We start from the raw sequence: 26676 nt of genomic DNA, 5'->3' as shown, positions 1-26676 counted from the left end.
GCGAGCCCGGGCCCCATAACTCCGGGATAGAGTTGTTGGGGAAATTCGGGCCACGAGCCTTCGCCAAACTTCTCCCTGGGGTTATCTCGACGAGCGCAAGCGCATGCGCGGGGGTCCCGGCCTTCGCCGGGACGACACCGGATGTGGACCGCCCCCGCCTACCCAGCTGATGCCCGGAACTCGCCACCCGCGTATTGACTCCCCCGAAATTCGTTATACAACATAACTATTCTGAAAAGGACGCAAATGACCCAGGGAAACGCCGATACCGCAGCAGCGGGACCTGATGCGCTGCTCAAGATCGAGAGGGCGGACAAGGTCTTGACCGTGGGCCTGAACCGGCCGGCCAAGCGCAATGCGCTCAATGACGGTATCATTCACGCGATCGGCGATTGCTTTGCGACGCTGCCGGACGACATCGGCGCGGTCGTCATCCATGGCATCGGCGACCATTTCTCCTCCGGCCTCGATCTCTCCGAGCTGACCGACCACGACGCCACTGGCGGCCTCCTTCACTCCCAGATGTGGCACCGGGTGTTCGACCGCATCCAGTACAGTCGCGTGCCCGTGATTGCTGCGCTGAAGGGTGCTGTGATCGGCGGCGGGCTGGAGCTGGCCTGCGCCGCGCATATCCGCGTCGCCGAGCCCTCGACCTATTTTGCGCTGCCGGAGGGCCAGCGCGGCATCTTCGTCGGAGGCGGCGGCTCGGTGCGGCTGCCGCGCCTGATCGGCGTCGCGCGAATGATGGACATGATGCTGACCGGCCGCGTCTATCCCGCGACCGAAGGCGCCTCCTACGGCTTTGCGCAATATCTGACCGAGGAAGGCGGCTCGCTGACGAAGTCGCTCGAGCTCGCCGCGCGCATCGCCTCGAACGCGCCGCTGACGAATTTCGCCGTGCTCCAGGCGCTACCGATGATCGCCGAGGCCAATCCGCAGGCCGGCCTGTTGATGGAATCGCTGATGGCGACGGTTGCCCAGAGCGACAAGGAAGCCAAGCGTCGAATCCGCGAGTTCCTCGAGCACAAGACCGCCAAGGTGAAGCCCAAGTCATGAGCGCGAAGCCGTCCTCTTCCACCACGGAGCGCGGGGCGAGCACCTCCCCGCTGCGGCCGATCTCGTTCGGCGATCCCGTCGTCAACATCGAGCGGCGCGATGACGGCACGATTTACTTGCGGCCGAAACAGCCGCTCGGCGACTATCCGGTACGCATCACCGACCGCCTGCATCATTGGGCGAAGACGACGCCGGATCGCGTCTTCATGGCCGAGCGCGAAGGCGGCCGCGACTGGCGCAAGATCACCTATGCCGAGCTCCTCACCGCGAGCCGGCACATCGCATCTAGCCTGATCCAGCGTGGCCTGTCGGCAGAGAAGCCCGTCGTCATCCTCTCCGGCAATTCGATCGACCACGCGCTGCTCGCCTTCGGCGCGTACTATGCCGGCGTGCCGTTCTGCCCGGTCTCGCCGGCCTATTCGCTGGTCTCGAAGGACTACGGCAAGCTCTCTTATCTGATGAAGCTGCTGACGCCCGGCCTCGTCTTTGCCGAGGACGCCGACAGGTTTGCGGACGCGCTTGCCACCAACGTCTCGCCCGGCACCGAGATCGCCGCGTCCTACGGCACCGTGCCGGGACGCAACGTCACGCTGCTCGCCGACCTCATGGCAACGCCAATCCATCCTGCACTCGACGAGCTGCACGGGAGAATCGGCCCCGACACGATCGCCAAATTCCTGCTGACGTCAGGCTCGACCGGCAATCCCAAGGCCGTCATCAACACGCAGTGCATGATCTGCGCAAACCAGGTGATGCTGCGCGAGACACTGGCGTTCCTGAAGGACGAGCCGCCGGTCATCATCGACTGGCTGCCCTGGAACCACACCTTTGGCGGCAATCACAATATCGGCCTGACGCTCTATAATGGCGGCTCGATGTATCTCGATGCCGGCAAGCCGGTGCCTGGCGGCATCGAGGAGACCGTGCGCAATCTCCAGGAGATTTCGCCGACGGTCTATTTCAACGTGCCAAAGGGCTACGAATCGCTACTGCCTTATCTGCGCGACGACCAGGGCCTGCGCGCAAAGTTCTTCGACCGCCTGCATGCGATGTTCTTCTCCGGCGCGGCGCTCTCGCCCTTCGTCTGGAACAGCCTCGACGAGCTCGCGGTAAAGGAGAAGGGCTATCGCGTGCCGATGCTGACGGGCTTAGGCGCCACCGAGACTGCGCCGTTCTTCATGTCGGTCAATCCACGCACCAGCCGCTCCGGCCATGTCGGCCTGCCCGTCTCCGGCAATGACGCCAAGCTCGTGCCGAACAACGGCAAGCTGGAAGTGCGTGCCAAGGGCCCGAACGTCATGCCCGGCTACTGGCGCCAGCCCGACGTCACGGCAAAATCCTTCGACGAGGAAGGTTTCTACAAGCTCGGCGATGCGCTGAAGCCCGCCGATCCTGATGACCTCAATGCCGGCTTCGACTTCGACGGCCGCGTCAGTGAGGACTTCAAGCTCGCGAGCGGCACCTGGGTCAGCGTCGGCCCCCTGCGCGCGCGCTTCGTTGCGGCCTGCGCGCCGCTGGTGCGCGACGTCGTCATCGCCGGCATCAACCGCGACGAGATTTCCGCGCTCGTGGTGCTCGACCTCGACGGCTGCCGCCTGATCAACCCGACGCTGCCGGCGGACGATCTCGTCGTCACCACGCGTGACCGTCTCGTCCGCGAGGCGTTCCGCGAGCGCCTCACCCAATTCCTCGGCTCGGCCACCGGCTCCTCGACCAGGATCACCCGTGCGGTCCTTCTGGACGCGCCGCTCTCGATCGACAAGGGCGAGGTTACCGACAAAGGCTCGATCAACCAGCGCGCCGTGATCGAGCATCGCAGCCTCCTGATTGACGAGCTCTATGCTGCAAATCCATCGGACCGTGTGATATCGGTCGCCTAGAAACAATCCGCCAAAGGAGAACGCCATGTTGTTGAAGGATCAGGCAGCCATCGTCACCGGCGGTGCATCGGGACTGGGTGCGGCGACCGCACGCAAGCTGGCGGCGCAGGGCGCCAAGGTCGCGGTGTGCGACCTCAATACCAAGCTCGCCGAAACCGTTGCGGCAGAGATCAAGGGCGTGGCCGTGACCTGCGACGTCTCCGACGCCGCCTCGGCCGAAGCCGCGATCGCGGCGGCCACCAAGGCCCACGGTCCGGCCCGCGTGCTCGTCAACTGCGCCGGCATCGGCGTTGCCAAACGCGTGGTCGGCCGCGACGGTCCGATGGCGCTTGCCGATTTCGACAAGGTGATCAAGGTCAACCTGATCGGCACCTTCAACATGCTGCGTCTTGCCGCCACCGAGATGTCCAAGCTCGAGCCACAGGCCAGCGGCGAGCGCGGTGTCATCATCAACACGGCTTCCGTCGCGGCCTATGACGGCCAGATCGGCCAGTCAGCCTATTCGGCGTCCAAGGGCGGCATCGTCGGCATGACGCTGCCGATCGCGCGCGAGCTCGCACAGTTCGGTGTCCGCGTGCTGACCATTGCCCCCGGCCTGTTCCTCACGCCTCTGCTCGCCAGCCTGCCGCAGGAGGCGCAGGACTCGCTCGCCGCCGCGATCCCGTTCCCGCGCCGCCTTGGCAATGCCGACGAGTTCGCCGCGCTTGCACTGCACATGGTCGAGAATGCCTATCTCAACGGCGAGGTGGTGCGGCTCGACGGCTCGCTGCGCATGGCGCCGAAGTAAACCGAATGACTGAATTTGTAGCCGCGATTTCGACCTTACCTCTCCCTCGGGAGAGGTAGGGCGCAGCATTAGTGGGTACATTACGCATGTTCGTTCATCGGCGCGACGTTCAGATCCAGTGGGGCGACTGCGACCCCGCCAACATCGTCTATTACCCGCGCTACTTCTCGATGTTCGACGATTCGACCTCGGTCCTGTTCGAGAAGGCCGGCTTCTCGAAGCAGGACCTGGTCCATAAATACGGCCTGGTCGGCATTCCCATGGTCGACACGCGGGCGAAGTTCTACATCCCCTCGACCCATGGCGACTGGATCACCATCGAGACGAAGATCGAGAGCATCAAGCGCTCGAGCTTCGAGGTGAAGCACAACGTCTACAAGGGCGAGGCCCTGGCAATCGAGGCCTTCGAGACCCGCGTCCTCGTCGGCCGCGACCCGGCCAATCCCGACAAGCTGAAATCCGCGCCCTTTCCGCCGGAGATGGTGGCCAAATTCGTGGGCAACTAGATTCTGGAGCTAAATCGCCGCACCGCCCAAAGACGGGGCTGAATTCGATCACAAAGTCTGCTTTCAAAGACACACCTTAAGGGAGGAAAGAATGAAACGGTTTTACCTGAGCGCCGCGATAACAGCGGCAACACTGGCTCTGCCGGCGCTGCCCGCGATGGCCCAGACCAACGAAATCACCATCGGCATCACCACCACCACGACCGGCCCGGGCGCGGCGCTCGGCATTCCCGAGCGCAACGCGCTGGAGTTCGTGCCGAAGGAAATCGCCGGCGTGCCGCTGAAGGTGATCGTGCTCGATGACGGCGGCGATCCGACCACTGCGACCACCAACGCGCGGCGCTTCGTCACGGAATCCAAGGCCGACATCATCATGGGCTCGGCGCTGACGCCGCCGACGATCGCGGTCTCCAATGTCGCCAACGAAGCCGGCATTCCGCATTTCGGCCTCGCCCCCTTCCCGATCACGCCGGAGCGGGCGAAGTGGTCGGTCGCGATGCCACAGCCGATCCCGATCGTGGGTAAGGTGTTGTACGATCACATGAAGACCAAGGGCGTGAAGACGGTCGGCTACATCGGCTATTCTGACTCCTATGGCGACCTCTGGTTCAACGACCTGAAGGCGCAGACCGGGCCGATGGGCATCACCATCGCGGACGAGGAGCGCTTCGCGCGTCCCGATACGTCGGTGACCGGACAGGTGCTCAAGCTCGTCGCGGCCAATCCCGATGCGATCCTGGTCGGCGCGTCCGGCACCGCGGCGGCACTGCCGCAGACCGAGCTGCGTGAGCGCGGCTATCAGGGCCTGATCTACCAGACCCATGGTGCGGCGAGCATGGACTTCATCCGCATCGCCGGCAAGGCGGCGGAAGGCGTGCTGATGGCCTCGGGGCCCGTGATGGATCCGGAAGACCAGCCGGACGAGGCGCAGACCAAGAAGCCGGGCCTTGCGCTCAACACCGCCTATGAAGGCAAGTATGGCCCGAACAGCCGCAGCCAGTTCGCCGGCCACTCCTACGACGCCTTCGAGCTCCTGAAGCGCATCATTCCGACGGCGCTGAAGACCGCCAAGCCCGGCACGCCGGAATTCCGCGAGGCGATCCGCCAGGCCCTGCTGTCGGAGAAGGAATTGGCCGCAAGCCAGGGCGTCTACAACTTCACCGAAAAGGATCGCTACGGCCTCGACGAGCGCTCGCGCATCCTGCTCACGGTATCGAACGGCAAGTACAAGCTGGTGAAGTGAGCGCGCCTATCATTCCAGCCCGATCAGAGCCGGCCCCTTGGGCCGGCTCTTTTTCTTTGTCACGCCGCCTGCCGCAGCTTCGTCCAGGCGAACTCCGGATAGTACTGATCCATCATGCGGTCGACATAGGCGGTGAGGTTCGGAAACTCTTCCGCACGCTCGCGCAGCTTGGATTCGAAGAACGGCGTCAAAATTCCCGCGAGCGCACCGAAGGCGGTGGCGTCGACGCCTGAGGGCTTGTTGCCCATCAAATAGGCCTTGTCGCCGAGCTGCACGGACAGTGCAAACAGCGAGCGCACGGCGAGATCGACGTCGTCATCGGGCGCGTGGCGGCCAAGACCTGACAGCAGATAGTTCTCGGCGACGCGGAATTGCGCATCCTCCCGCAGCTTCTCGCGGTTGTGCTCCGGCGCGCCATCGAAGAAATGCGCCGGGCCCTTAGCGAAATTGACCGGGTCCACCCAGCGCGCGCCGACCAGTCCCCAATAGACGTGATGTTCGATCATGCGCTCGAAGGCCCAGGCCTGGGCGCGTTCCTGCAATGACAGGCCGGCATCGAAGTCGAAACCATAGCGACGTTCGATATGCGCCCGGATGAAGGTGGAATCGGCAACTGCCTCGCCATCGTCGTCGATGAACGGCAACTGCCCCTTGGGCGAAGCGGGCGGCATCGCCCGTTCCTTCCGGTAGGGCAGTCCTGCCATCTTCAACTGCACCTCAGTCTTGGTGACGAAGGGGCTGATTTCCGGCAGGCCGAAGCCGATGCCAAAGCCGTAAAGCGTGATCATGCTATTGCTCCTGATCCCCGAAACCGTTGTTGGAACCTACCGACCGGCTGCTGCCACCATGGTGGCAGCAGCCGTGATATCCTGCGCGAAACGGGCCCCCTGCCAGGCGCGGCCCATGACGTGGCGAACCACGGCGTCCGCAGCCCCGAGCAGCGAGCGTGCGATGAGAGCGACGATCGCGAGACGGAGATCGACGAACATGAGATCGAACGCGCCGAGACGGCCAAGAGTGAAGGTTTGCAGCAAGGCCTGCACCCGCCACAGCGGGCTCGCCTGGCTAAAGGTGGTGGGAAGCATCATGGACAAATCCTCTTCATTCGAAGTGTTGTCCCGGTATAAAACCCCCCTGCTGCCAACATCCTGTCAGCATCCGCGCGCCGGTTTTTAAACGACGCCAAATCGGAAGACGTGTCATGAGACGTGCCGACCGGCTGTTTCAGATCATCCAGGTGCTACGGCGCAGCCGCAAACCGCTGACGGCGGACGCGATCGCGGCCGAGCTCGAGACCTCCAAGCGCACCGTCTATCGGGACATCGCAACGCTGATCGGCCAGCGCGTGCCGATCCGCGGCGAGGCAGGCATGGGCTACATCCTGGAAAAGGGTTTTGATCTGCCGCCCTTGATGCTGACACCCGACGAGATCGAGGCCGCGGTGCTGGGCGCGCAATGGGTTGCCGGCCACGCCGACACGGCGCTGGCGCGCGCCGCCGAGGATCTGATGGCGAAGATCGCCGACACAGTGCCCGAGCGCCTGCGTCCCTTCGTGCTGGAGCCGGCAAGCCGCGCGCGACCGAGCTGGAATCGTGAACCCGACCGCATGGACATGGTGCGCACGCGCACGCAAATCCATGAGGGCAAGAAGATCACGTTGCGCTATCGCGACGAGCAGGGCCGCGACAGCCAGCGCACGATCTGGCCGATTGCGGTCGGCTATCTCGAAGCAGTGCGGCTGCTTGCAGCCTGGTGCGAGCTGCGCAACGATTTCCGCAGCTTCCGCACCGACCGTGTGGTGGATGCGACCTATCTCGACGAGAGATATCCGGAGCGGCGCGACGTGTTGCGCGCCAAGTGGCGGCAGAGCCTGGTCTGGGGTCCGCCAAAGGACAATTGAGCGACATGGACCAGAATTCCGCGACCGACCCGTCGCAGCTCTGCCAGGCTTGCGGCGCCTGCTGCGCCTATTCGGCGAACTGGCCGCGCTTCTCGATCGAGAGCGAGGACGAGCTCGCAGCTATCCCGCAAGCGTTCGTCAACGAGAGGCAATCGGGCATGCGCTGCGACGGCGATCGCTGTTCGGCGCTGAAAGGGAAAGTCGGGGATGCGACTGCCTGCGGCATCTATGCCGTGCGGCCGGAGGTGTGCCGTACTTGCATGCCTGGCGATGCCGAATGCGCGATGGCGCGGCGGAAGTTCGGACTGCCGGTGATCGAGATCGGCGCTTAAAGCATGACCCGGAAAAGTGTGAAACGGTTTTCCCTCGCGACAAACGCGGGAGGCGTTTGCGCGGAGATCATGCGCAGACTAAAGAACTAAAGCGCGATCTATCGCGCTTTAGGCTGGAACGGCTTCAGCGAGATCGTCGTCGAACTCGTCCTCGAGCGGCGCAAGCACCGAGAGCGGTTTGGTCGACAGCGTGATCGGCTTGCGGCTGCCCGACAGCGCCGGCGATGCCTTGGCCGTGCTTTCACGCGACAGCGTGTAAAGCGTGGAGCCGACGCGCCCCCCGCTCTCGATCAGTTCGCGCTCCGTGCAGCTCGCCGCGATCGCGACCGCCAGCGAATGCAGATGGCTGCGGCGGTAGCAGAACAAGGCCAGCCTGGCGCGAGCCTCGGGGGCAACACTCTCGACCAGCCTCGGCAGGCCGCTCTCGCTGGCGCGATACATCTCGCCAAGGAGCTCGTCGCGGACCGGGCAGAAATCGCTTTCGTAGGCGTCTCGGCTTGAAAACATTGCGGTTCTCCCTCGTATGCGGAAGATGCCGCGCGACTCTCTAACGAAAGGTTAACCACACGGGCCGGTATGTCCCGGGGTCATGCGCCCGATTTACGAATCAGAACGCAGCCGAAGCCGGCGGGGTCAGTTCGCCGCCATGAAGATCGACAGGCCGAACCCGGTGAGGTGGTGCAGTGCCTGGTCCACGCCGATCAGGGTCCAGAACCAGGGATGCTCCTGGTTGACTCCGAAATTCGCGGAGACCAGCCCCTTGGCCCGATCAACGGTGATGTGGATCGCAAAATCGATCAGGGCGACGAACCAGAATCTTGGAGCGACCAACAGGATCAGCGGCAGCGCAACCGCAAGGTGAACGAGGCAGTGCACCAGGAGCGGCAGGGCCCAGCCATGCTTCTGGTCCTTGCCGTGCGCCATCCAGGCGGTCTGCAGGACGAAGTCGGCGATGATGTGCTTGAAGGTGAGCAGCAGCATCCAGCCAATGAGCGCTTCGACCGGAACCGCCGATGACATGGGTGGAAACGACAAAGCTGGACGCCCTCATTGAACGTGGAAGAAAAAATGGAGCGTTCAGTGCGACTTCTTCTTGGGTCCGGCCAAATCGCCGAGATCGCGCTTTTATGACATCTCTCGCGGCGGAATGCACCCCGGAAGGAACCGGAATATCGCAAGGTGTGGCCGAACGACGATAGGGACGGACCGCCGCCACGCCCCTCGCGGTAACGTTACCTGCGGCTCGAAATTTGCATTCTGCCGCCAGGGAGCTATCATCCCGAGGTAGAAGATTATCGTACTTTTTCAGGCGTTTACGAATTTTCGGACGGCCTTTGCCGGCAAGCCGGCCCGCCGCCTGGCAACGGAATAAGGCCAGCCATGAGTGCTGAAGGCCAGATGTCATCGACCGAGCAGACCCCACAGTCGCGCCCGAAGGTCATCAAGACCAATCAGCAGCAGGTCGTGCTCTATGTCGTGCTGACCTTGATCCTGTCGCTTGCCACCGTTTGGGGCGGCCGGGCCATGCTTCGCAGTTCGGAGACCCTGATCTTTGCCGTCGGCGATGCCAATAGCGACGAGGCGCGTTTCGCCAATAAGCTCGCCGCCGTGCTCAAGAACAATGCGTCGCGGTTCCGGATCAAGATCGTCAGCAATCCTGACAACGCCAAGGCGATTGCCCAATTCGACCGCAAGCAGGCCGATCTCGCCATCCTGCGCACCGACGGCAAGGTGCCGCCGCGGGCGCGCGCGCTCGCCATCCTCGAGCACGATCTCGTGCTGCTGCTCGGCCCCGGCAACAAGAAGGTCAAGTCGCTCGCGGAACTGAAAAAGAAGAAGATCGCGGTGCTCGCCGAGAACGATTCTTCGCTCGCCTTCGTCCGCAGCATCCTCGACGTCCCCGACACGCCGGACGCTGCGGCACGCGTGCAGATGGCCCCGCAGGGCGTAACGCTGGACAAGCTGCTCGCACCCGCAAGCGGCTATAGCGCGGTGATTGCCATCGTCCACGCCTCGAAGGCGGTGCGCGACAAGGCCTATGAGCAGGTCGCCAGGCGCGGCGGATTCACACTGAACGCCATCGACGAGGCCAAGGCGCTGGCGCGCAAGATTCCCGGCATTTCCGAGGAAACCCTGACGGCGGGAACGCTGTCGGCCTCGCCGGAGATTCCCGACGACGATCTCGACACGATCGGGCTCGAATGGCTGCTGGTCGCGCAGTCGAAGATGTCGCTGTCCACCGCGGGCGATCTCGCGCGCATCGTCTACGAGAACAAGTCCGAGCTCGGCCTCGAAAGCGGGTTCGCGACCCGGATCGAGCCGGCCTCCGTCGACAAGGACGCCTTCGTCATGGCGCACCAGGGCGCGGCAGACTACATCAACGACGACACCAAGTCGTTCATGGATAAATACAGCGACATGATGTATCTGGGCGCCGGCGCGCTCAGCGTCATCGGCTCGATCTTCGCGGCGATCTACGCCAAGGTCACCAGGATCGCACCGGAGAAGGCCAGCGAGCTCTCCACGGCCATCCTCGATGTCGGCGAGCGCATCGAGCATGCCCATTCGCTCGACGAGCTCGAGTGCCTGGCGGACGAGCTCGAAGCGATCCTGCGCAGAGCCGTGGTGGGACTGAGAGACGGCACCATCAGTACCGACGGGCTCGATACATTCAAGCTCGGCTATGAATTCGTCCGCGACGAGATCGGCATGCGGCGCGAGCATCTGAAGCGGCACGCAGGCGATGCAGAGAAGCCTGGCGACGCCACAGCGCGCGAGGCTCTCGCGCATGACGACACCAACGTGGTGGTGGTGAAGACCGCACAGAGCGCCTGAAGCCTGGCCTCGCATGCGGCGCGGGAACCCGCGCGCGCGACGGCGCTCGCGGACCTGGAACTGACTTGATCTGCAACCGTTGATGCTCCGCGCAACCGGAGATCGGCCATGCGTTCACTGCTCATCATCATCCTGCTCGCGATGTCGCCGGCGTCGGCTATTTCGCCTACTCTGCCCTGTCCGTCGACGGTGAGCCGATTCCGACCGAAGGCTACGTGGCGCTCGCGCTGGGCGCGGGCTTCTCGGTGATCGTCGGCGTCGGGCTCATGGCGCTGCTGTTCTTCTCGAGCCGCCGCGGCTACGACGAGCCGCCCCATTTCAAATAGCGGTCTCGGCCATTTCGTCCCCAGGATTGCGGCTTGCATGGCAGGCGCCGATAACGCTGTCAGCGTCCTGTCGTTGACGGCCTCCGCCTGCGAAGGCACTTTGGCGCGGCAGTCCCGACCGGGACGGGCAAACCAGCCAAGACCGGACCTCAATCCCGCATGTCCAAGCCGTTGACCCCCGCTCTGGCGAAATTCGTGGCCGCGACGGCCGGCCGGAACATGACCACGGCGGCCTATGTCGCGGTCACGGTCGGCGTCGTGACCACGATGCTATTGACGGTCGACCCGGCCTATGAAGCCGCGCATCACTGGGCGAATGCCTTACTGTGGGCGTGTCTGGCCTATTTCGTGTTCGAATGGCTGGTCCGGCTGCGCCACATGGCAAGACAGCAGCGGCTTGGGGTCTACGTGCTGTCCTCGAGCGGGCTGGTCGATGCGATCGGGGCGCTGGCGGTGCCGATCGCGCTGGTGCTGGGCGTCGAACCCAAGACGGCGTGGCTCCTCAGCGTGCTCTGGGTGCTCAAGGTCGTGCCGGGCATCCCCGGCCTGCGCCAGCTTCGCCGCGTGCTGGTGCTGGAATCGGGGCCGCTGCTCAGCGTGCTCGTGATCTTCCTGATGGTGGTGTTTCTCGCCTCCGTTGCCGAGTATTTCCTGGAGCGCGACGTGCAGCCCCAGACCTTCGGCAGCGTGCCGTCGGCATTATGGTGGGCGGTGGTGACGCTGACGACGACCGGCTATGGCGACGTCGTGCCGGTGACGCCGCTCGGGCGGATGGTGGCCGCGCTGGTGATGATCTCCGGCCTTGGCGTGTTCGGCCTCTGGACCGGTATTCTGGCGACCGGCTTTGCCGCCGAGACGCGCCGCGACAACTTCCTTAAGACCTGGGAGACCGTCAGCAAGGTGCCGTTCTTTGCCGCTCTCGGACCTTCCGCGATCGCCGACGTCACCCATATGCTGCGCACCATGGACCTGCCGGCCCGCACCATGATCATCAGGAAGGGCGCGCAGGGCGACTGCATGTATTTCATCGCCTCCGGCGAGGTCGAGGTCGACCTGCCCGGCAAGAAGGTGGCGCTCGGCGAAGGTGCGTTCTTCGGCGAGATGGCGCTGCTCGGCAACAATGTGCGCGGCGCCAACGTCACGACCGTCACGGTCTCGCGGCTGCTCGTGCTCGACCTCGTCGATTTCCGCGTGCTGATGGCACGGCATCCCGATCTCGCCGAGACCATCGATGCCGAAGCCAAACGCCGCGCGCTCGAAAACAAGTAAGTGGAGACAGCAATGTCGGATGCGGCCGAGACCGCCAGCACGCCCCTGCTCGACATCGACGGCGCGCGCGCCACCATCCGCCTCAACCGGCCGAGGCATCTCAACCGGTTGCAGGCCGAAGATCTCGGCGAGCTCTTAAAACTGTTCGACCGGATCGAGGCCGATGCCGCCATCCGCGTGCTGGTGCTGACCGGCACCGGGCGCGCCTTCTCCGCCGGCTACGATCTCAATTCGGTAGCCGAGCGTGCGGTGAGCGCCAGGGAGCAGCAGAGCGCGGGTTCGGCGTTCGAGATCGTGGTCAACCGGCTGGAGGATCTCGGCGTGCCCACGATCTGCCGCCTCAACGGCGGCGTCTATGGCGGCTCGACCGACCTTGCGCTCGCCTGCGATTTCCGCATCGGCGCCGACACCGCCGAGATGTTCATGCCGGCTGCACGGTTGGGACTTCACTACTACACCAGCGGCATCAAGCGTTATGTGACGCGGCTCGGCGTCGATAACGCCAAAATGCTGTTCCTGACCGCGCAAAGGATCAGCGCGCCGGAGATGCTGCGCATCGGCTATCTCACCGCCATGGTGGCACCAGAGCTTCTCGACGAGGAAGTCGACAAGCTCGCCAATATCCTCGCCGGCAACGCGCCGATCGCGATGCGCGGCATGAAGCGCGCCATCAACGAATTCGCCCGTGGCGCGCTCGACGAGGACGCCGCCGACCGCCGCCATCGCGAAAGCATGCGCGGCGACGAGATCAAGGAAGGCATCAAGGCGTTTGCGGAGAAGAGGTCGCCGCGGTTTTGACTTCGGCAAAATCGGCAACCGCGATCTCGCGCCACAACACCTTCCTGTGGTTATCGCGACGAGCGCAGCGCGCTCGCGCGGAGGTCCCGGGCTCGCGCTTGGCGCGCCCCGGGACGACGAGTGGAGATTGAGCTCAACTGCCCTCCCACACGTCATTGCGAGCGCAGCTAAGCAATCCAGACTGTCGCCGCGGAAAGATTCTGGATTGCTTCGCTGCGCTCGCAATGACGGAAGAGAGATGGTGACGCCACCCTCATACAGTTGACCGCTGCTCGCCGCCGGAACGGCGCGCGGCGCCGCATCGCGACGCGCAAATCCTAAAGGCCGGCCCGCCTCCCGCTCTCCACGAAACAATCCTGAAACACGATTCTTCTCGGCGCATGTGAACGCGTTTCGGAGTCACACCGACCGAGATGCAGGGACACAACAACGGCTTCGTGCCACACTGGAGAGAAGAGAATGTTTCGTAAGCTTGCCCTTGGTCTCGTCGCCGCCGGTTCGCTCGGCGTTGCTGCCCTTGCGCCCAGCGCCGCGTCGGCCCACGGCTTCCATCATCATTGGGGTCCCGGCTGGGGCTGGGGTTATGGCGGAATCCATGTCAACACCGGCGCGAGCGGCTGCTACCAGCAACGCGTGGTGCCCACCCGGCACGGCCCGCGCGTGCGCGTCGTGAACGTCTGCGCGTACGGCATCTACTAGCGACAACTACGCCGACAACGAAGCCCCGATCTTGGCGATCGGGGCTTTCGTCGGCCGCAACTCACTCGTCCACGAACGTCACGGTATCAGCTACGCTTGCCCGCGAGGTGCGGTAGCTATTGACCTTGTGATCATGGTCGGCATAGCCGAACGAGATGCCGCACACGATGCGGCGGTCGTCGGCCAAATTGAAATGCCGGCGGATCAGGCCGGAATGACGCGCCAGCGCGGCCTGCGGAATCGTGCCGAGCCCGAGCGCCTGCGCGGCCAGCATGAAATTGCTGACATAGGCGCCGCAATCGATCGCACCATAGATGCCGAGCGGCTCGTTGGTGTGGATGATCGCGACATGCGGCGCACCAAAGAAGTTGTAGTTCTCCAGCGCCTGTTTTGCGTAGGCGGCCTTGTCGCCGCGGGCGATGCCCAGCGTGTTGTAGAGCTGAAAGCCGCTCTCGCGGCGGCGCTCGAGATACGCGCCGACATATTCGCGCGGGGGGGTGAAATCGTAGTCATCGCCGAGGCCGCCTGAGGCCTCCTGATAGATCGCCTTGCGAAACCGCTCATTGGCCTCACCGCTCGCGATGACGACCTGCCAGGGCTGGCTGTTGCACCAGGATGCGGTGCGCTGGGCCGTCGTCAGAACATGCGCGATGGTCGCGCGATCGACCTCCTTCGGCAGGAAGGCGCGCACCGAATAGCGCTCGTTGAGGAGCTCTTCGAGCACGCCGATGCGGTCTTTTTGGTTCACGCTTGCGTCCATGGATCAACTCGCTTTCGTGCCCCGGACGCAGCGCAGCGCGAAGTGGTGCGCTGCAGAGCCGGGGCCCATTGTGCTGGGTCCCGGCTCTGCGAAGCAGCACTGCGTGCTGCATCGCGTCCGGGACACGAGAGATTTCACCGCCCCTTGGTCGGGATCTTGTTATATGGCACGTCCTTGTCGACACGAATGTCACCGGGCAGGCCCAGCACGCGCTCGGCGATGATGTTGCGCAAGATCTCGTCGGTGCCACCCGCAATACGCATCGAGGGCGATGACAGCAACATCTGCTGGAACTGGCCGTGGACGGTTTCCTCGTCCGCGCCTGTGAGAACGCCAGCCGCGCCTTGCAGGTCCATCGCATAGGTCGCGATGTCCTGGAGCATCATGCCCGAGACCAGCTTGCCGATGGAGTTTTCCGGGCCCGGACGCTCGCCCTTCGACAGCGCCGAGATCGCGCGGTAGCTGGTATATTTCAGCCCGCTCGATTTCACCGCCCAGCTCGCAAGTTTCGACCGCACGGCGGGATCGTCGATCGCAAGGCCATCCTCCAGCATCAGGTTCGAGCAGAACTCGAACATTTCCGGCACGCCGGTCGCAAGCCGCGAGCCGATCGACATGCGCTCGTTCATCAGCGTGGTCAGCGACGCGTTCCAGCCGTCGCCGACGGCGCCCAGGCGCTGGCTGTCCGGGATCACCACGTCGGTGAAATAGACCTCGTTGAACTCCTGCATGCCGTTGGCCTGCCTGATCGGCCGCACCTCCACGCCCCGGCTCTTCATGCTGAGGAAGAACATGGTGAGGCCCTTGTGCTTGGGCACGTTGGGATCGGTCCGCGCAATCAGGAGCCCATAGTCCGAATAATGCGCGCCCGACGTCCAGATCTTCTGGCCATTGACGACCCAGTTGTCGCCCTTCTTCTCGGCGCGGGTGCGCAAGCCCGCAACGTCGGAGCCGGCCGACGGCTCGGAGAAAAGTTGGCACCAGATTTCCTCGCCCGAGGCGAGCTTCGGCAGGTAACGGCGCTTCGCCTCCTCGCTGCCCCAGGCCATCACGGTCGGGCCGCACATGCCTTCGCCGATCTGGAACGGCTGCGTCAGCTTGCCGTAGACGCCCTCTTCCTGCTGCCAGATCACGCGCTCGATCGGCGTTGCGCCACGACCGCCATATTCCTTCGGCCAGTGCAGGCAGGCCCAACCCGCCTCCGATTTCTTCTTCTGCCAGGCCTTGCCGACCTCGACCATGTCGTGTTTCGCAAGCCGGATGCGACCGAGCGAGGACTTTGACAGCTCCTCCTCGAACTCCTTCGGCGCGTTGGCGGCGACCCATGTACGGGCCGTAGCTCGAAACTCGGCTTCCTGCGGCGTGTCGTCGAAATTCATGGCGCTTCCCTTTTTCTTGTCATTCCGGGGCGCGCGAAGCGCGAACCCGGAATCTCGATCCACAACCTCTGGATTCCGGGCTCGATGCTTCGCATCGCCCCGGAATGACGGCTAAGTTCTCCCCTTCGTCGGGATCTTGTTGAATGGCACGTCCTTGTCGACGCGGATGTCGCCGGGCAGGCCCAGCACGCGCTCCGCGATGATGTTGCGCATGATCTCGTCCGTGCCGCCCTCGACGCGGGTGCCAGGCGCGCGCAGCAGCATGGCCTGGAAGCGGCCTGCGACTTCGGCATCCTCGGGGCCGCTGACGACGCCGGCCGCGCCCTGCAGGTCGAGCGCGTACATCGCGACCTCCTGGATCATGGAGCCTGCGACCAGCTTGCCGATGGAGTTTTCCGGCCCCGGACGCTCGCCGCGCGACAGCGCCGAGATCGCGCGCATGCTGGTGTACTTCAGGCCGCTCGCCCTCACCGCGTAATTTGCAAGCTTTGAGCGCACGCTACGGTCTTCGATCGCCGGACCCTCGTCGAGCATCAAGCTCGCGCAATAGTCGAACAGCTCCGGGAAACCGGTGGCAACGCCGGCACCGATCGACATCCGCTCGTTCATCAGCGTGGTCAGCGAGACGTTCCAGCCGTCATTGACCTCGCCGAGACGCTGGTGATCGGGAATGCGGACATTGGTGAAATAGACTTCGTTGAAGTCGGAATTGCCGTTGGCCTGCCTGATCGGCCGCACCTCGACACCCGGACTCTTCATGTCCAGGAAGAACATGGTGAGCCCCTTGTGCTTGGGCACGTTGGGATCGGTACGGGTGAGCAGGATGCCGTAGTCGGAATAATGCGCGCCCGAGGTCCAGATCTTCTGGCCGTTGATCACCCAGTCGTCGCCGTCCTTCTCGGCGCGCGTGCGCAGGCCTGCGACGTCCGAGCCGCCGGCCGGCTCGGAGAAGAGCTGGCACCAGATCTTCTCGCCGGAGGCAAGTGGCGGCAGATATTTGCGCTTATGCTCCTCGCGCGCGAACGCCATCATGGTCGGCCCGCACATGCCGTGGCCGATGATGAACATCGCCGAGAGCTTGCCGAATACGCCCTCTTCCTGCTGCCAGATCACGCGTTCGATCGGGGAAGCGCCACGGCCGCCATAGTCCTTCGGCCAGTGCAGACAGGCCCAGCCCGCATCCGCTTTCTTCTTCTGCCAGGCTTTTGCGACGTCCAGGATGTCAGCGTTCCTGAGCTGCGTGCGGCCGAGCGAGGATTTGCGTAGCTCGTCCTCATACTGCTTCGGCGCATTCGCGGCGATCCAGGCGCGCGCCGTGGCGCGGAACGCGGCTTCCTGCGGGGTGTCGTCGAAGTTCATGGTCTCAGTCCTCGGCCGTACCGATCATCTTGTAGGATGGGTAGAGCGCAGCGAAACCCATCTCTTTCGTCTCCGCGTGTTGATGGGTTTCGCTTCGCTCTACCCATCCTACGACTACGTTACGCCGCGTTCTTCTTGCGCATGCGGTCGATCAGCTGATCTTCCCAATACGATAGGCTGCCGAGCCCCAGCGCGAGCGCGTTGGCGCGGCGGTAGTACATGTGACAGTCGAACTCCCAGGTGAAACCCATGCCGCCGTGAACCTGGATGTTGTTCTTGGCGCAATGCTGGAACGCCTGCGTCGCGCTGATGCGCGCGGCGGCAGCGGCCTCCGGCAGCTCGGATGCATTGGTCGAAAGCGCCCAGGCGCCGTAGTAGCTGTTGGAGCGCGCCAGCGTTGCCGCGACATACATGTCCGCCAACATGTGCTTGATCGCCTGGAACGAGCCGATCGGACGGCCGAAGGCGATGCGGTCGAGCGCGTAGTCGCGCCCCATCTCCAGCGCGCGATCGGCGCCGCCGACCTGCTCGAAGGCCGTAAGCACCGCGGCGCGATCGAGCACCTGGGTCAGGATGCTCCAGCCTTCACCCGCGGTCCCCAGCGGCTCGGCCTTGCAGTTCTTGAACGTCAGCTCGGCCTGCCCGCGGGTCGGATCAAGATTGGTCAGGCTCTTGGCTTCGACGCCGCCAGCCTTGAGATCGACCAGGAACAACGAGATATCGCTGTCGCGACCGCTCGATCCCGTCCGCGCAGCGACAACGGCGAAGTCAGCGATTGCGCCATCGGCGACCGGCTTCTTGAGGCCGTTGAGCGTGCCACCTGCGGCGGTAAGTTTGACGTTGGCCGGTGACGGATTGCCCTTGCCCTCGAACAGCGCCAGCGTGCCGATCGCTTCGCCGGAGGCGATCGCAGGCAGCCATTTTGTCTTCTGCGCGTCGCTTCCGGCGATCAGCAGCGCTTCAGCCGCGAGATAGACCGTGGAGGAGAACGGCACTGGCGCGTTCGCCCGGCCCATCTCCTCGGCGATCACGCAGAGTTCGAGATGGCCGGCACCCGCGCCGCCGAACTCCTCGGGAATGGCGACACCGAGGAAGCCCATCTCGGCGAGGCCCTTCCACAGCTCCTTGTCATAGGGCGCCTTGCCGTCGAGCACGACGCGCACCGCCTTGGGCGAGCATTTTTCACTGAGGAATTTGCGCGCCTGGTCGCGGAGCTGCTTTTGGTCATCAGAGAAATCGAAGTTCATGGCGGCTTACCTTTTTTATTTTGTCATTAGTTTGTGCCGTCATTCCGGGATGGCCCGAAGGGCCAGGCCCGGAATCCATACCCCCGACTGGTGGTTATGGATTCCGGGCTCGCGACTTCGTCGCGCCCCGGAATGACGAGTGGTGAGAGTGTTGATTTCATCTCAGCACAATCACGTCGTCATCCGGCTTCTCAGCATAAAGCCGCTCCACCAGCGCGGCGCGGCGCTCGAGGCCAGCGCGCTGGTTGATGTAGCCTTTGTCTGTCAGCTCATTGCCATCGATCGATGGCGGTTCGATCATCAGCATGGCGCGGGCAATGATGCGGCTGCTCGCGCCCTCGCATTCCCTGTTGTGTGTCTCCAGCCCACGCCCGAAGCAGGCGATCACCTCGGGGTGCTTCACTGCGTCCTCAAAACTCAGCTCCGAATTGCCGACGAGCTGGCGGCATGCATGCAGGTTCGGCCAAGCAAGCAAACCAATGCAGGCGCGATCCTGTCCGGCGACCAGCGCGTCATGCACGACCGGCGTCGCGGCCGCGATCGCATCGGTGCGGAGCGAGCCGACATGCACGAAGGTGCCAGTCGTGAGCTTGAAATCCTCGACGACGCGCCCCGCGAAGATGATGCCCTGTACCGGATCGGCGTCGTCGACGAAGATGCCGGCATCGCCGATGCAGTAAAAACCTTCCTCATCGAACATCTTCCTGGTCAGCTCAGCCTGACCGAAATAACCGGGCGTGACGTTGACGCCGCGCAGACGCAGCTCGTACTTCGAGCCGCATGGCACCATCTTCAATTCGACGCCAGGGAACGGCAGGCCGATCAGGCCGACGCGCTCGGTGTCCCAATAGGTGCCGGTCGAGGTCGGCGCGGTCTCGGTCGAGCCCCAGCCGGTGTAGAACACGATGCGTTCGCCGGTGGTTTTCACCGCGAGGGCCTGCATGCGGTCGTAGAGGTCGTCCGGTAGGCGCGCCCCGCCATAGGCCATGATGGAGAGGTTCTTGAAGAAGGAGCGGCAGAGCGCATCGTCCTTCTCCATCGCGGCAGCGAGCGCGGCGTAACCTGCCGGCACGTTGGCGTAGTAGGTCGGCGAGATCTCGTGCAAATTGCGCAGCGTCTCCTCGAACTGGCCCGGCATCGGCCGTCCGTCGTCGATATAGAGCGTGCCGCCATCGACCAGGATCGGATGAAACGCGGCATTGCCGCCCATGGTGTGATTCCAGGGCATCCAGTCGAGCATGGTCGAGATCGGACCATTCGGGTCGCGCGGCCGCACCTGCATCATCATCGCCGCGTTGGCACACATCATCGCCTGCGTGTTGATGACGGCCTTGGGCATGCCGGTCGAACCCGACGTAAACAGGAGCTTGCCGACCGTCTGCGGTGTGATCTGCGCGATCGAGGCATCGACGTCAGCCGTTACCGGCGTTGTCGCAAACTCAGCGAAACTGACGCTCTTGATGCCTTCACAGGGTCGCACGACGTGAACGACGGTAACGCCGTTGAGGTCGAGCGCTTTCAGCGCCTTCTCGAAAGTCGGACCGTCCTGCACCATCACGACGGCCGGCTTGATCAGGTCGAACAAATATTTCAGCTTGACGTGATCATGGCTCATCAACGAGTAAGCCGGCGACACCGGCGCGGCCGGCGAACGCGCCTGCATCGCAGCCTGCGTCATCAGCGCGTGCTCGATCGAATTGCCGGAGAGGATCGCAACGGGCCGGCCGTCGAGACCGAGATTGAGCAGCCCTTGCGTCAGCGCATCCACCGTTCGCTTGGCTTCACCGTAGGACGCCTTGCGCCATGCGCGATCCGGGCCGCCGCGCTGCGCGAGCCAGATGCGCTCGGGCGCTTCCCTCGCCCATTTCGCCAGCGAGGCGGGAATGTGCGTCTCGTAAGGCTGCAGCGGAATGCGCGACTTCAGCACCACCGTGCCGTCGTCGCGCCGCTCGACGTCGATGTCGCGCGGCAGCCATTCGATCTTGCGAAAAGCGGGCTTCGTCATCACCGCCGCCGCATTCCCACTCATTTTGCGTCTCCCGGAATTATCGTCCTTTGCGGATCATTCTGGTTCAGCGCTTGATATAGACAGGCTTTCGCTCGTCGAGGAAGTGAACTTCCTGCATCCGCGGCATGAGGTGCCGATTGCTGCGCCCTCTCCCCTTGTGGGAGAGGGCATGGATCGCTGTGAGCCAAGAGTTCGCTTGGGTGAGGGGTTTGTCTCCACGGATAGAGACCCCTCATCCGGCCATAGCCGATGCGAAGCATCGGCGTCCTTTTAAGAACGGCGGCCGAAGGCCGCCTATGCCACCTTCTCCCGCAAGGGGAGAAGAAAGAAACGCATCACTTACCGCGGCGCCATGCGGATGGCGCCGTCGAGGCGGATGGTCTCGCCGTTGAGCATGGCGTTCTCGACGATGTGCACGGCGAGCGCGCCGTACTCGGCTGCATCGCCGAGGCGCGAGGGATGCGGCACCTGCGAGCCAAGGCTCTTCAGTGCCTCTTCGCTCAGGCCCATCAGCAGCGGCGTGAAGAACAGGCCGGGCGCGATGGTATTGACGCGGATCTTCTGGCTCGCCAGATCGCGCGCTGCGGGCAGCGTGAGACCGACGACGCCGCCTTTCGAGGCCGAGTAAGCGATCTGGCCGATCTGGCCTTCATAGGCCGCAGCGGACGCGGTGTTGATGATGACGCCACGCTCCTCGCCGATCGGCTCTGCCGTGACTAGGCGCTCGGCGAACAGGCGCAGGCAGTTGAAGGTGCCGATCAGGTTGACGTTGATGATGCGCGCGAACTTCGCCAGCGGATAGACGCCGTCCCTGCCGACGATGCGCTGCGAGCCGCCGATGCCGGCGCAGTTCATCAGCACACGCGCGATGCCATGCGCGCTCTCCGCCTTCGCGATCGCGGCCTTGATGCCGTCCTCGTCGGTGACGTCGGCGTGCAGCGCGACGCCCTTTACTTCCGCCGCGACCTTCTCGGCGTTCTCCTTGCTCTGGTCGATCACGCCGATCCTGGCGCCCTTGGCGGCCATGGCGCGGGCGGTCGCGGCACCAAGGCCCGAACCACCGCCGGTGATGAGAACGGCTACGTCTTTCAACTGCATCGCTAGTACCTTTCCTTGGGCGTTTCTTCTCTGGACTTGAACGTCTCTGGACTTGAACGTCTCTCTTGAACGTTTTGGGCCGATTATCCGGCCGCGGCAGCTTCCTCGGCTTGCGTGAGGATGCCGCCGCAGATCAGCGTTTCCATGTGCTTGATGTATTGCCGGCAGACTTCGTCGGTGACCGGGCCGACGCCGGTCGCGCGAGACATCGCGTGCCGGCCGAAGAACAGGTGATCGCAGGCGCCGATCAGGCTGGTGTAGAACAGCACCGGATCGGTGATACGGAACTCGCCGCGGCTGACGCCCTCGGCGAGCAGGCGGCGATGGAAATCGAGCAGGGGCGCGACGAAGAACTTTGAGACCTCGTCGGCGGACTCCGCCGTGCTCTCATGCAGGAGATAATGGATCAGCCGGTTCATGTAGGGGAACCGGTGATAGGCGCGGATGATCCCGCCGATATGCAGCTTCAGCTTCGCGGTCGGCGTGATCGGCTGCACAAGGAGATATTCGAGGTTGGACAGCTCGGTCGCGGCATCACGTGCGAGCAGCGCGAGCAAGAGGCCGTCCTTGTTGCCGAAATGATATTTGACCAGCGCGGCGTTGGCGCCGGACTTCTGCGCAATGTCGCTGAGCGAAATCTCGATCGACGAGCGTTCGATCATCAGCTCGCTCGCGGCCACCAGCAGTTTCTCTGCCGTGGAATTTTTGCCGCCCGGAAGCCTGTTCGGTACGCTGGTAGTCACGGAGATCCCTGTCCCGCCGTGTGAAGGGCCGCAGATAAGCGCATGCAGCGCCTCCCCACAAGAGTTAATTGATCGATTGACTAAATCATCATCGACCCCTTTAATCCGCCCCCGACAACCAACCGTTCAGAAGAATTCAGGGAGAAACCGATATGGCCGAGGCTTACATCGTCGCCGCCGCGCGAACCGCTGGCGGGCGCAAGGGGGGCCGCCTCGCCGGCTGGCATCCGGCCGATCTCGCCGCAAAGGTGCTGGACGAGCTGGTCGACCGCAGCAAGGTCGATCCGGCCCAGGTCGAGGACGTCATCATGGGCTGCGTGATGCAGGTCGGCGAGCAGTCCAACAACGTCGCGCGCAACGCGATCATGGCCTCGAAACTGCCGGAGAGCGTGCCGGGCACCTCGATCGACCGGCAGTGCGGATCCTCGCAGCAAGCACTGCATTTCGCTGCGCAAGCCGTGATGTCCGGCGCGATGGACGTCGTGATCGCGGCCGGCGTGGAATCGATGACCCGCGTGCCGATGGGCCTGTCCTCGCAGCTCGCGGCGAAGAACGGCTTTGGCCACTACAAGAGCCCGGGCATCGAGCAGCGCTATCCGAACATCGTGTTCAGCCAGTTCACCGGCGCGGAGATGATGGCCGAGAAGTACGGCCTCTCCAAGGACGAACTCGACGAGTATTCCTACAACAGCCATCAGCGCGCGATTGCCGCGACGCAAGCAGGCCACTTCAAGGACGAGATCGTACCGCTCGAGATCACCCGCGCCGACGGCTCGAAGGACACCCATCACATCGACGAAGGCATCCGGTTCGACGCCAGCCTCGACGGCATCAAGAGCGTCAAGCTGATCGCCGAGAACGGCAAGCTGACGGCTGCGAGCGCCAGCCAGATCTGCGACGGCGCCTCCGGCGTGATGGTGGTGAACGAGCGCGGCCTCAAGTCGCTCGGCGTCAAGCCGCTCGCGCGCGTGCATCACATGACCATGACGGGCGGCGATCCCGTGATCATGCTGGATGCGCCGCTGCACGCCACCAAGCGCGCGCTGGAAAAGGCCGGCATGGCAATCGGCGACATCGACCTGTTCGAGGTCAACGAGGCCTTCGCCTCGGTTCCGACGGCGTGGCTGAAGGCCACCGGCGCCGATCCCGCCCGCCTCAACGTCAATGGCGGCGCGATCGCGCTCGGCCATCCCCTCGGCGGCTCCGGCACCAAGCTGATGACGACGTTGCTGCATGCGCTGAAGCAGCGTGGCAAGCGCTACGGCCTCCAGACCATGTGCGAAGGCGGTGGCATGGCGAATGTGACGATCGTTGAAAGACTGTAAGCTGCTGCCACAATCAGAAGTGTCGTCCGGACCAGCGAGCGTCAGCGAGTGCAGATCCGGGACCATAACCACAGGACGTGGTTTGGCGAAGAGTGGTAACCACTATCTCACGCTACAACCTCTCCCTTGAGTTATGGGTCCCCGCCTTCGCGGGGACGACATCTCGTTTGCCTTGGGATCTGCGTCAATGACCCGCCCCTCCGTCTACGCCCGCACCACACCCGACAAGATCGCCTACCAGATGGCCGGAACCGGCAAGGCGATCACTTATCGCGAGCTCGACGAACTCTCGAACCAGGGTGCAAACCTGTTCCGCTCGCTCGGACTGAAGGCCGGCGATCACATCGCGCTGTTGATGGAGAACCGTCTTGCATTCATGGAGATCTGCTGGGCCGCGCAGCGCAGCGGGCTCTATTACACCGCGATCAGCCGCTACCTGAAGCAGGACGAGATCGACTACATCATCGGCGATTGCGGCGCCAAGATCGTCATCACCACGCCGACATGCGCCGACCAGATCAAGGGGTTGATCAAGGGCGCAACGGGCGAGCCCATCTTCTACATGATGGACGAGCCGCTGCCCGGCTTCCGCTCCTACGACAAGGAAGCCGCGGCGCAGCCGGTTACGCCGATCGCGGACGAGGTCGCCGGCTATGACATGCTGTATTCGTCGGGCACCACGGGCCGCCCCAAGGGCATCAAGAAGGCCTTCGAGGGCAAGCCCATCGACGAGCCGAACGCATTTCTGCGCGTGCTCTGCGCCGACACGTGCGGCATGAACGCCGGGACCATCTATCTGTCACCCGCCCCGCTCTATCACGCAGCTCCCTTGCGCTTCAACATGATGGCGATCGTGCTCGGCGGCACCTCGATCATCATGGAGCATTTCGACGCCGAGGAGTTCTTGAAGCTGGTCGAGAAGTACAAGGTGACGCAGTCGCAGCTCGTCCCGACCATGTTCGTGCGCATGCTGAAGCTGCCGGACGAGACCCGCGCGAAGTACAATGTCTCCACCCTCAAGGGCGCGATCCATGCTGCCGCGCCCTGCCCGGTCGACGTGAAAGCGAAAATGATCGAATGGTGGGGGCCGATCCTGATCGAGTATTATGCGGGCTCGGAAGGCAACGGCGTCACCGTCTGCAACTCCGCGCAATGGCTCGAACATCGCGGCAGCGTGGGCCGCGCGGTGGTCGGCAAGATCAAGATTTTGGACGAGAACGACGAGGAGCAACCGACCGGCGAGATCGGCACGGTCTATTTCGCCGACGCGCCGGCCTTCACCTATCACAACGATCCCGACAAGACGAAAAAGGCCTATAACGCCAAGGGCTGGTCGACGCTCGGCGACGTCGGTTATCTCGACAAGGACGGCTTCCTCTATCTCACCGACCGCAAGTCCTACATGATCATCTCGGGCGGCGTGAACATCTACCCGCAGGAGACCGAGGACGTGCTGATCAGCCACCCCGAGGTCGCCGACGTCGCCGTGTTCGGCGTGCCGAACGAGGAGATGGGCGAGGAGGTGAAGGCGGTGGTGCAGCCGCACGACATGGGCCGCGCCGGCAAGGCACTCGAAGCCGACCTGATTGCCTACTGCAAAAGCCGCCTCTCCGCCCTCAAGTGCCCGCGCTCGATCGATTTCGAGGCCGAGCTGCCACGCACGCCCACCGGCAAGCTGGTCAAGCGCCATTTGCGCGACCGGTATTGGCCGAAGGCGGCGGTGAAGATCTAAGTGAGCTCTCGTGTCCCGGACGCGCCGCACCGCGCAAGCGGTGCGGCGCAGAGCCGGGACCCATGGCGATTTTCTGTATAGTGTCGAAAAGCTGGGCCCCGGCTCGGCAGCGCAACATTGCATGCCGCGCTGCGTCCGGGGCACGCGAAAGCTTGCTGCGTCCGCGACACGACGAGGAAATGCCATGACCGATCTCCCCGACATCCCCCTGCCCTCCGGCATCCGCTCGCGTTACGTCGATGGTATCAACGGCCTGCGCATGCACGTGCTCGAAGCCGGCTTCGAGACGCGGGGGCGGCCCTGCGTGCTGCTGCTGCACGGCTTTCCGGAGCTCGCCTTCTCCTGGCGCAAGGTCATGCCAGCGCTCGCCGCTGCCGGCTATCACGTGATCGCCCCGGACCAGCGCGGCTATGGGCGCACCACCGGATGGCAGGCAGACTACGACGGCGATCTCGCGCCCTTCCGGCTCTTCAACCTCGTGCGCGACGCACTCGGGCTGGTGTCGGCGTTCGGCTATCGGCACGTCGACGTGATCGGGCATGATTTCGGCAGCCCGGTTGCATCCTGGTGCGCGCTGGTGCGGCCTGACGTGTTCCGCTCGGTGGTGATGATGAGCGCGCCGTTCGGCGGACCGCCGCCCGTGCCGTTCAACACGATCGACAAGCCGGCGGCGGCGCCGAGCGATGATCCCGTGCATCGCGAGCTCGCCGCGCTGCCGCGACCGCGCAAGCATTACCAATGGTACTATTCGACACGTGAAGCGAATGCCGACATGCATCTCGCGCCGCAGGGCGTGCACGATTTCCTGCGCGCCTATTATCATCACAAGAGCGCAGACTGGAAAGACAACAAGCCCTATCCGCTGAAATCCTGGTCCGCCGGCGAGTTCGCAAAGCTGCCGACCTATTACGTGATGGATCTCGGCGAGACCATGCCGCAGACGGTCGCGAAGGAAATGCCCTCGCCTTCCGAGATCGCCGCCAACCAGTGGCTGCCGGATCAGGAGCTTGCCTACTATAGTGCCGAATATGGTCGCATTGGATTCCAGGGCGGGCTGCAATGGTACCGCTGCGGCACGTCGGGTGCTTTCAATAACGAATTGCAACTGTTCTCCGGCCGCACCATCGACGTGCCCTCCTGCTTCATCTCCGGCAAGCAGGATTGGGGCACGTATCAGCGTCCTGGCGTGTTCGAGGCGATGCAGGCCCGCGCCTGCACGAACATGCTCGGCTGCCATCTCGTCGATGGCGCCGGTCATTGTTGGGTGCAGCAGGAGCAGCCCGCCGAGGTCAGCCGGCTGTTGATCGAGTTCCTCGCCCGGGCCCAAACGGCCAGCGGGACGGTTTGACCGCGGAAACTCGGAGCCCTATAACACTTTAGAACCATTCTAAAGT

25 protein-coding genes are annotated in these 26676 nt (G+C 63.9%); 14 read left to right on the top strand and 11 right to left on the bottom strand.

The window, feature by feature from the left end:
* The first annotated feature begins 246 nt into the window (after positions 1–246).
* From Q2941_RS20460 to Q2941_RS20440, 5 genes are all read left to right on the top strand, one after another.
* Positions 247–1056, top strand: coding sequence for a crotonase/enoyl-CoA hydratase family protein (locus Q2941_RS20460; RefSeq protein ID WP_027521326.1), 810 nt, complete (start codon positions 247–249; stop codon positions 1054–1056).
* A complete protein-coding gene (locus tag Q2941_RS20455; RefSeq protein WP_458193550.1) occupies positions 1053–2936 on the top strand; it encodes a feruloyl-CoA synthase in 1884 nt (627 codons plus the stop codon). Before Q2941_RS20460 ends, Q2941_RS20455 begins: the two co-directional genes overlap by 4 nt.
* A 25-nt stretch (positions 2937–2961) precedes the next feature.
* Positions 2962–3723: an SDR family NAD(P)-dependent oxidoreductase gene (locus Q2941_RS20450; protein WP_254109180.1), complete on the top strand. Its 762-nt coding sequence runs from the start codon at positions 2962–2964 to the stop codon at positions 3721–3723.
* 86 nt (positions 3724–3809) lie between these two features.
* Positions 3810–4229: an acyl-CoA thioesterase gene (locus tag Q2941_RS20445; protein WP_254109181.1), complete on the top strand. Its 420-nt coding sequence runs from the start codon at positions 3810–3812 to the stop codon at positions 4227–4229.
* A gap of 91 nt (positions 4230–4320) precedes the next feature.
* On the top strand, positions 4321–5472 hold the full coding sequence (locus tag Q2941_RS20440) for an ABC transporter substrate-binding protein (protein WP_458193549.1): 1152 nt from the start codon (positions 4321–4323) through the stop codon (positions 5470–5472).
* Positions 5473–5531: 59 nt separating this feature from the next.
* Here Q2941_RS20440 and Q2941_RS20435 read toward each other — a convergent pair whose 3' ends face one another.
* Together Q2941_RS20435 and Q2941_RS20430 are read right to left on the bottom strand one after the other, a co-directional pair.
* The gene (locus tag Q2941_RS20435; protein ID WP_027521331.1) at positions 5532–6260 is read right to left on the bottom strand and encodes a glutathione S-transferase family protein; all 729 of its coding nucleotides are present in this window, start codon (positions 6258–6260) and stop codon (positions 5532–5534) included.
* Between the two features lie 36 nt (positions 6261–6296).
* On the bottom strand, positions 6297–6560 hold the full coding sequence (locus Q2941_RS20430; protein ID WP_254109183.1) for a hypothetical protein: 264 nt from the start codon (positions 6558–6560) through the stop codon (positions 6297–6299).
* A 113-nt stretch (positions 6561–6673) separates the two neighbouring features.
* On the opposite strand from Q2941_RS20430, the gene Q2941_RS20425 reads away from it, so the two are divergent.
* Both Q2941_RS20425 and Q2941_RS20420 read left to right on the top strand, forming a co-directional pair.
* Complete coding sequence (locus Q2941_RS20425; RefSeq protein WP_027521333.1) at positions 6674–7372, top strand: helix-turn-helix transcriptional regulator; 699 nt, start codon at positions 6674–6676, stop codon at positions 7370–7372.
* A 5-nt stretch (positions 7373–7377) separates the two neighbouring features.
* The gene (locus Q2941_RS20420; protein WP_254109184.1) at positions 7378–7704 is read left to right on the top strand and encodes a YkgJ family cysteine cluster protein; all 327 of its coding nucleotides are present in this window, start codon (positions 7378–7380) and stop codon (positions 7702–7704) included.
* Positions 7705–7812: 108 nt separating this feature from the next.
* Here the strand turns inward: Q2941_RS20420 and Q2941_RS20415 are convergent, their stop codons facing one another.
* Both Q2941_RS20415 and Q2941_RS20410 read right to left on the bottom strand, forming a co-directional pair.
* Positions 7813–8211, bottom strand: coding sequence for a hypothetical protein (locus Q2941_RS20415; protein WP_027521335.1), 399 nt, complete (start codon positions 8209–8211; stop codon positions 7813–7815).
* Between the two features lie 126 nt (positions 8212–8337).
* Positions 8338–8685 carry a DUF3307 domain-containing protein gene (locus tag Q2941_RS20410; protein WP_051389621.1) on the bottom strand — a complete coding sequence of 116 codons (348 nt, stop codon included), beginning with the start codon at positions 8683–8685 and terminating at the stop codon, positions 8338–8340.
* 399 nt (positions 8686–9084) lie between these two features.
* On the opposite strand from Q2941_RS20410, the gene Q2941_RS20405 reads away from it, so the two are divergent.
* From Q2941_RS20405 to Q2941_RS20390, 4 genes are all read left to right on the top strand, one after another.
* On the top strand, positions 9085–10539 hold the full coding sequence (locus tag Q2941_RS20405) for a TAXI family TRAP transporter solute-binding subunit (protein WP_027521337.1): 1455 nt from the start codon (positions 9085–9087) through the stop codon (positions 10537–10539).
* 485 nt (positions 10540–11024) lie between these two features.
* Entirely contained in the window at positions 11025–12134 is a 1110-nt protein-coding gene (locus tag Q2941_RS20400) for a cyclic nucleotide-gated ion channel (RefSeq protein WP_458193548.1), read from the top strand.
* Positions 12135–12146: 12 nt separating this feature from the next.
* Positions 12147–12932, top strand: coding sequence for an enoyl-CoA hydratase/isomerase family protein (locus Q2941_RS20395; protein ID WP_458193547.1), 786 nt, complete (start codon positions 12147–12149; stop codon positions 12930–12932).
* A 459-nt stretch (positions 12933–13391) separates the two neighbouring features.
* Positions 13392–13631: a hypothetical protein gene (locus Q2941_RS20390; RefSeq protein ID WP_458193546.1), complete on the top strand. Its 240-nt coding sequence runs from the start codon at positions 13392–13394 to the stop codon at positions 13629–13631.
* A gap of 61 nt (positions 13632–13692) precedes the next feature.
* Here Q2941_RS20390 and Q2941_RS20385 read toward each other — a convergent pair whose 3' ends face one another.
* The 7 genes from Q2941_RS20385 to Q2941_RS20355 form a co-directional block, all read right to left on the bottom strand.
* A complete protein-coding gene (locus tag Q2941_RS20385) occupies positions 13693–14391 on the bottom strand; it encodes a nitroreductase (protein WP_458193545.1) in 699 nt (232 codons plus the stop codon).
* A 134-nt stretch (positions 14392–14525) separates the two neighbouring features.
* Positions 14526–15770 (bottom strand): acyl-CoA dehydrogenase, encoded by a 1245-nt coding sequence (locus Q2941_RS20380; RefSeq protein WP_458193544.1) that lies wholly within the window; start codon positions 15768–15770, stop codon positions 14526–14528.
* Positions 15771–15881: 111 nt separating this feature from the next.
* The gene (locus tag Q2941_RS20375; RefSeq protein ID WP_458193543.1) at positions 15882–17129 is read right to left on the bottom strand and encodes an acyl-CoA dehydrogenase; all 1248 of its coding nucleotides are present in this window, start codon (positions 17127–17129) and stop codon (positions 15882–15884) included.
* Between the two features lie 119 nt (positions 17130–17248).
* Positions 17249–18376 (bottom strand): acyl-CoA dehydrogenase family protein, encoded by a 1128-nt coding sequence (locus tag Q2941_RS20370; RefSeq protein ID WP_458193542.1) that lies wholly within the window; start codon positions 18374–18376, stop codon positions 17249–17251.
* A gap of 157 nt (positions 18377–18533) precedes the next feature.
* Complete coding sequence (locus Q2941_RS20365) at positions 18534–20405, bottom strand: AMP-binding protein (protein ID WP_458193541.1); 1872 nt, start codon at positions 20403–20405, stop codon at positions 18534–18536.
* Positions 20406–20723: 318 nt separating this feature from the next.
* On the bottom strand, positions 20724–21482 hold the full coding sequence (locus Q2941_RS20360; protein ID WP_027521347.1) for an SDR family NAD(P)-dependent oxidoreductase: 759 nt from the start codon (positions 21480–21482) through the stop codon (positions 20724–20726).
* Positions 21483–21565: 83 nt separating this feature from the next.
* A complete protein-coding gene (locus Q2941_RS20355) occupies positions 21566–22225 on the bottom strand; it encodes a TetR family transcriptional regulator (protein ID WP_254109193.1) in 660 nt (219 codons plus the stop codon).
* 152 nt (positions 22226–22377) lie between these two features.
* Between Q2941_RS20355 and Q2941_RS20350 the strand changes: the two genes are divergently transcribed.
* The 3 genes from Q2941_RS20350 to Q2941_RS20340 all read left to right on the top strand — a co-directional run bounded on the left by Q2941_RS20350 (position 22378) and on the right by Q2941_RS20340 (position 26630).
* Entirely contained in the window at positions 22378–23550 is a 1173-nt protein-coding gene (locus Q2941_RS20350; protein WP_027521349.1) for an acetyl-CoA C-acetyltransferase, read from the top strand.
* A gap of 187 nt (positions 23551–23737) precedes the next feature.
* Positions 23738–25282 (top strand): acyl-CoA synthetase, encoded by a 1545-nt coding sequence (locus tag Q2941_RS20345; protein WP_458193540.1) that lies wholly within the window; start codon positions 23738–23740, stop codon positions 25280–25282.
* Between the two features lie 184 nt (positions 25283–25466).
* Positions 25467–26630 (top strand): alpha/beta fold hydrolase, encoded by a 1164-nt coding sequence (locus Q2941_RS20340; RefSeq protein ID WP_458193539.1) that lies wholly within the window; start codon positions 25467–25469, stop codon positions 26628–26630.
* Positions 26631–26676 lie beyond the last annotated feature (46 nt).

The organism is Bradyrhizobium sp. UFLA05-153 (assembly GCF_054185185.1).
This window is presented reverse-complemented; position numbering and strand designations above follow the sequence as displayed.